Origin of the sequence: Ammoniphilus sp. CFH 90114, from assembly GCF_004123195.1 — a bacterium.
GTDB lineage: Bacteria > Bacillota > Bacilli > Aneurinibacillales > RAOX-1 > YIM-78166.
In genome coordinates this window covers 105,982-111,981 of record NZ_SDLI01000012.1, presented here as the reverse complement: position 1 = coordinate 111,981, position 6,000 = coordinate 105,982, and the positions used below count along the sequence as shown (strand labels likewise).

The following is a 6,000-nucleotide window of genomic DNA, read 5'->3' as shown; positions in this document are numbered from 1 at the left end:
AGTGTCCAAACTTAGGGGGCTAAGCCGAATTCACACAAAAAAAGACCTTCGAATGGGCAGGAGAGTAAACTCTTCTGCCCATTCAGGCCTATATTTATCATAAAGTGATAAAAATGGAGCTCAAAACGACTAAAACTCAAAAAACTCCCCAACCAACCAAACCATCCAACCTTCTTCTATCCCATCATCAAACATTTTCTCTCTAAACGCTCGATTCGCTTCACGTAATCCGCTTTTTCTTTCATTTTCTTGCCCTTAAGTAGCTTCCAGCTTGCATAGGCCTTATCGGCGTAGAATAAAGCTTTCTCATAGTCTTTCTCATGATGTTCATATGCCTTTGCTAGCTGCGTATATACTTCGGCTAAGAACGGGGATTCGCGACCTGCGATTTCCTCCCAAAGCCGAATGGCCATATCCCAAGATTTCACCCGCTTGTAAAGGGAAGCTAAGGCTATCTTCGCTGGCAGCCATTCTTGAGCCAGTTGATAGAAGTAGAAAGCTCGGTCAAAGTCTCCGACTTGTTCATACCATCGTCCAATTTGATACATCTCCTGGGTGGAACAAGTGAGGGAGCCTTCATCCAATAGAAGGGAAGAAATGTGAATATAGAGCGTAATTAATGACAGCACATCCCATTCGTTATGATGAAGCACTCCCTTAATTGTTTCAGGATTCTTATCTCGCAGAAAATCGAAGTAGAGAAGGGGAGCCATATAACCTGGCGTGTCCTCGTGGCGCTTCACCTGTAAAATTTCTTGTTCGATCACTGATAAACGGCAGGATTCCAGCTCATCCTTCCATAGCCTTCTCGCGCCATGAAGCAAATCATAATGTCCGAACAAGGGAAGGCGAGGGACAAGATCCCTCAGTAAGGTATGTCTCGTCTTCACTTGAGGCCAATCGAAGGCTTTCCCATTATAAGTAACGAGATTCTTCAACTCTTTGACATCGTCAAGGAATCCTTGATAAAAAGCGACTTCCTCGTTAGGATCAGGAAGGAAAAACTGCTTCACCCTCACTTCTTCACGAAGCACTCGGGCATATCCTAAAAGAAAGATCGCGTTCCCCGCACCGCCATGAAGCCCCGTCGTTTCGGTGTCGAAGAAGAGTAATTCACTTGCTTGGGTCCCCCCGGCAGAGAGGGGGTGATTGCCTGTCGTTTGATTCCAGCGTTCGACTAGTTCGAGGAGCTGTTCAAACGTGTATCGTCCATGTTGATGCTTCAGCGGATAACTGATTTCACGGACCATCACATATTCATCCTCGTAGAAGAAGGGCTTCGCCTGCAGTTCCCCCCATGCTGACTGAAAGGGAATATCCAAGACAGGGGAAGGAGGGGGAGCTGGGACCGGCTGCCTTCGAGCTTCTTGGGTTAGATGCGACTTCATACGCTGCAGCTTATTTTTTAGACTCAAGGCATATGTCCCCCTTCATAAGATCAATTAGGGATAGAGCTAGTTCTTTTCCCACATCTCCAGCCCCGACACAAGAAGGGCAGCCCTCACCACATGGACAGGCTCGGATCGCCTCCTCTGCCTCAAACAACACTTGTTCCCACTGTTTGTATACTTGTTCACTCAAGCCGATCCCGCCCGGGTATCGATCATAGAGGAAGATGGTAGGCTTTCCAGAATGGATGGCTTTCCTTTGAGGAACCACATGAAGATCCTGTGGATCGCACATCACAAACAGCGGGGCGACATGACGGAGGATATGTGCTAATCCGGTCAGTCCTTGTTCCACTTCTTTTGCCCCTAAGCTACGAAGATCTTCCTCACGCCAACTCATCCAGGCTGCACTGGTGTGCAGTTCTTCTTCAGGCAGGTGAATCGGACCCGACCCAATATTGTCATGGGTCTCAAACTTAATCTTCTTGAAGATCGTAGCCATGGCATTCACCGCCACATCTCCATACCCGACTTCCCCGTACTCACCATCACGCAAACGATCTACCTCAAGAACCTTCAACTGAACGGCCAAATTGGCATCCGTGAAATAATCGACATTGACTTCTCGAACAAAAGCCTTCTTTTCTTCATAGTCTAACTTTTCCACCTGGAATTGAACGCCCTGGTGGAGATAGATGGCTTCTTCATGAAGTAATGTCATCGCACTGAACCGGTCCATCTCTCCAATGACCCGTACATTCGCCACATCCGTCTGATCCACAATGATCACATTCTCTTGGGAAGCGGAACGAAGGCTAATGTTATGAGCAGGGAAGGAATCATTCATCCAATACCACTTGTTCCGTTGGAAGTGGAGGATCTGCTCTTCCGTGAGAAAATACAAGATCTCCTCAATTTCCACCTCACCAAACGTCTCACCCTGCTGGAAGGGAAGCTCGTAGGCGGCACACTTAATATGGTCGACTAAAATAATGAGATTGTCAGGGTTAATGCGAGCCGATTCTGGACTGCGATCAAAAAAGTATCCGGGATGTCTGATTACGTATTGATCAAGAGGAGAGGACCCTGCCACCATGATCACAACGGATTCTCCTTGACGCCTTCCTGCGCGTCCAGCCTGTTGCCAGGTACTTGCAACCGAACCCGGATATCCGGCCATAATACAAACCTGAAGCTGGCCAATATCCACTCCAAGCTCGAGAGCATTCGTGCTGACTACGCCCATAATATCTCCATTTCGCAAACCCTGTTCAATCTCTCGTCGCTCTGCAGGAAGGTAGCCCCCTCGATAGCCACGTATACTTTTCGGTCCTAGCTTCTTTTTCACGAGTTCCTGCAGATAACTTAATAAGATCTCCACCCGCACTCGGCTCCGCGCAAAAACAATCGTCTGAACACCTTGGCTCAGGAAGTTCTCCGCAAGCGTTCTGGCTTCAAGTGTGGCACTCTTACGGATATGCAACTGGGGATTAACCACGGGAGGATTGTAAAAAATAAAGTGCTTCTTCCCAGAAGGGGCTCCATTATTATTCACAAGACTCATCGGTTGTCCTGTAAGCTGCTCGGCTAATTCCTTCGGGTTCGCAATCGTGGCTGATGTACAGATAAATTGAGGATGGCTTCCGTAAAAGGCGCAAATTCTCATGAAACGGCGAATCACATTCGCGACATGGCTTCCAAACACGCCTCGATACACATGCAGCTCATCGATCACAATATAGCGTAGATTTTCAAAGAAGGACACCCACTTCGTATGATGAGGGAGGATCGCCGAGTGAAGCATATCTGGATTGGTGATCACAATATTTCCGGCTTTTCGCACGACTTGGCGAATGTTCGATGGGGTGTCTCCGTCATAGGTATAGCTCTTGATCGGGATTCCCATATCGTTGATCCAGTCGTTTAGTTCACTTTTTTGATCGTGTGCTAAGGCTTTTGTCGGGAACAGATAGAGCGCCCGGACTTCGGGTTCCTTCGCTATGGCTTGAATAACAGGCAAATGGTAGCAAAGACTCTTTCCTGATGCTGTAGGCGTTACGGCTACCATGTTCCTTCCTTCTTGGACGGTGGAAAAAGCGGTGGCTTGATGTGTATATAAAGCTGAGATTCCCTTACGATCCAGAGATTCACGGATCCGAGGGTCTAGTTCTCTAGGATAAGGGACCGTGTGGGCTTCCTTTTCAGGGATCGTGTGCCAATGGGCAATCTGGTTCGCGAAAGGTTCGTCGTGTTTTAGCTGTTCTAATAATTCCTGCATATCTTTTTTTCGCAACATCTTCGAATCACCTCTATCTTTCTATTTTACGAATAAATGTTCGTTCCGTAAACGAATACTTTTTGATTTACTAGAGGAGGTTTGTTATGATAAACAGCGGAATGATAGACAGAAAAAAAGAGACGTAAAAAAGCTTGGGAGAGGAACTGGAAAAATGAACAACAAGATACAGATGATTGCGATCGATATCGATGGTACACTACTAGATGATAACTATCGTTGGGACTCTGAGACGAGAGATTTATTACTAGAGCTGCAATCCACGCATATTCCTGTCATGCTCTGTACCGGGAGACCTCTAAAAGCGACGAAACAGATCGCTAGGGAGATGGGGATAGAGTCTTATTTGATTTCAGACAATGGTGCGGTTGTTCATCACCTCGCAAGTAAAGAGAACCTTTCCGTCAAAGAAGTTGCGGTTCAGCGCTATCCTAAGATGCTGCACATTCTAGAGAAAACAGGCGCCCATCTCGATTTAACCTCTCTAGAGGAGATGTATACGAAACCGCATAATCAAACCGTTGCTGAACTCTACCAAAAATATAGGGTAAGTCCACTTATCGTAGAGGATATGAGAGAAATAGACGACTCGATCGTTAAGGCGACCTTATTCGATTCTCCGGAACGGATAGAAGCCATTATGAAGGATTTGCCTGAACAACTGAAAGCTTATCCTGTTCAATGTTTCCAGAGTGGACCAACTTTTATCGATATTATGCACCAAGAATCCTCGAAGGGGAACGCCCTGCATTTTATGTCTCATCATTTAGGCATATCTCCTGAGTCTGTCATGGCTATTGGAAATTACTATAATGACCTAGATATGATACGTTATGCAGGGATTGGCGTTGCCATGGGGAATGCACCCGAGGATATTAAAGAAGCGGCTAATTTCGTGACAGACACGAACAATCGTCAAGGCGTCAAGAAAGCCATCGAGCATTTCTGGCGCTAGACCCATTATAGAGAAAAGGATAATGAACTCATGAATAAAGTCGTAAAAATTGAAGACATCATCGTAGCCAATCACATCCTTAAGGATGTGATTCACAAAACTCCACTTCAGAAGAATCAGATCCTGTCGGATCGCTATGATTGCCATGTGTACTTGAAAAGAGAGGACCTACAAGTCGTCCGTTCTTTTAAAATAAGAGGAGCCTATAATCTTATTCGCAGCCTCGGTGAATCAGAGCTTGCGCGTGGGGTTGTCTGTGCAAGTGCAGGAAACCATGCCCAGGGTGTTGCTTTTTCTTGTAGACACTTACAAATTAACGGAAAGATCTTCATGCCTTCCACAACTCCGAGGCAGAAGGTATCCCAAGTGAAATTGTTTGGCGGACCTTATGTTGAAATCATTTTAACTGGTGACACCTTTGATGACTCCTTTTCAGAAGCTATGAAATATTGCAATGAACAGGGTATGGCCTTTATTCATCCTTTTGATGATGCACAAGTCATTGCTGGTCAAGGAACGGTTGGACTCGAGATTATGAACGACATCGAAGAGCCCATTGATTATGTGTTTGTTGGGATTGGTGGAGGAGGACTCGCTTCTGGAGTCGGAACTTATATTAAAGGAATTAGCCCCACAACGAAGATGATCGGAGTCGAACCTCTAGGAGCGGCTTCCATGAAGGAGTCTCTAGCCAACAACGACGTCGTGACGCTTCAAGATATTGATAAATTTGTAGATGGAGCGGCGGTTAAACAAGTAGGTCACTTAACCATGGAGATGTGTAAAGACCTGCTTGACGATATCATCGCTGTACCTGAAGGAAAAGTATGTACAACCATTCTTGAGCTTTATAACGAAAATGCCATCGTAGCGGAACCCGCAGGGGCTCTTTCCATTGCAGCCCTGGATCTTTACCGGGATCAGATTAAAGGAAAGACCGTTGTCTGCACCATCAGCGGAGGAAATAATGACATTGATCGGATGCAAGAAATCAAAGAGCGGTCCTTGATTTATGAAGGTCTAAAGCATTATTTTGTCGTGAATTTCCCTCAACGTGCTGGAGCCTTAAGGGAGTTCCTAGACGGCGTATTAGGGGAGAATGATGACATTACCCGATTCGAGTACACCAAGAAGAATAATAAAGACAATGGTCCAGCTCTTGTAGGAATTGAGCTTAAGCATAAAGAAGATTATGAGCCGTTAATTGAACGAATGATTGCTCACGGCATTCACTATGTAGAAATTAATAAAGATCCTAATCTGTTTAACTTATTAATTTAAAAAAACGAGGGAGAAAAGACGATTTTCTCCCTTTCTTTTTGGGAATTGTTAAAAGGATGCGACTGTGATAGTATCAAATT

The 6,000-nt window shown here is 45.5% G+C and carries 4 protein-coding genes; 2 read left to right on the top strand and 2 right to left on the bottom strand.

The genetic code is table 11. From position 1 onward, the window contains the following. Positions 1–176: 176 nt before the first annotated feature. Positions 177–1,415 carry a ribonuclease H-like domain-containing protein gene (locus EIZ39_RS21740; protein WP_129202827.1) on the bottom strand — a complete coding sequence of 413 codons (1,239 nt, stop codon included), beginning with the start codon at positions 1,413–1,415 and terminating at the stop codon, positions 177–179. Then, positions 1,399–3,684 (bottom strand): DEAD/DEAH box helicase, encoded by a 2,286-nt coding sequence (locus EIZ39_RS21735; RefSeq protein WP_129202825.1) that lies wholly within the window; start codon positions 3,682–3,684, stop codon positions 1,399–1,401. The genes EIZ39_RS21740 and EIZ39_RS21735 overlap by 17 nt, the downstream gene beginning before the upstream one ends. Positions 3,685–3,838: 154 nt before the next feature. Here EIZ39_RS21735 and EIZ39_RS21730 point away from each other — a divergent pair, with 154 nt between their 5' ends. Beyond that, positions 3,839–4,639 carry a Cof-type HAD-IIB family hydrolase gene (locus EIZ39_RS21730; RefSeq protein ID WP_129202823.1) on the top strand — a complete coding sequence of 267 codons (801 nt, stop codon included), beginning with the start codon at positions 3,839–3,841 and terminating at the stop codon, positions 4,637–4,639. A 30-nt stretch (positions 4,640–4,669) separates the two neighbouring features. Next, the gene (ilvA, locus tag EIZ39_RS21725; RefSeq protein ID WP_129202821.1) at positions 4,670–5,920 is read left to right on the top strand and encodes a threonine ammonia-lyase IlvA; all 1,251 of its coding nucleotides are present in this window, start codon (positions 4,670–4,672) and stop codon (positions 5,918–5,920) included. Positions 5,921–6,000: the final 80 nt, after the last annotated feature.